Raw genomic sequence first — 396 nt, 5'->3', positions numbered from 1 at the left:
GAATAGCCGAGCAGTTTAGTGACAACCTCCTGATTAGTCAAGTGCATGCGAAAAGTTGGGCGATAAAAGCGTTTATCGCTGAGCTTTCGACTGGCTTGTTGGAGTAAACTAGTCCAGTGGACTAGTTTAGCCCGAGCTTGAAAACGAGAGAGCGAGGGTTCCAGTAGCGCTTTAGGGCTCTGTATTCGTGGGAATTTCGATCAAACTGGTTCATTACTTGGATGCGTAGCCTGTTCATGTCCCTGCTCATATGCTGGACAATGTGGAAACAATCGAGAACGATTTTCGCATTTGGAAATAGTTTCTTAGCGATGTCGTAATAAGGGCTAAACATGTCCATGGTGATGACCTTAACACGGTTCCTGACGTCTCTCGGATAGCGCAGAAAGTGGTTGC

1 pseudogene is annotated in these 396 nt (G+C 46.5%); it reads right to left on the bottom strand.

Going from position 1 to position 396, the window contains the following annotated elements:
• A pseudogene (locus ACERC7_RS08320) lies at positions 1-396 on the bottom strand (transposase); the annotation flags it as partial.

This window comes from Streptococcus sp. E17BB (genome assembly GCF_041807725.1).
Lineage (GTDB): Bacteria > Bacillota > Bacilli > Lactobacillales > Streptococcaceae > Streptococcus > Streptococcus entericus.
This window is presented reverse-complemented; position numbering and strand designations above follow the sequence as displayed.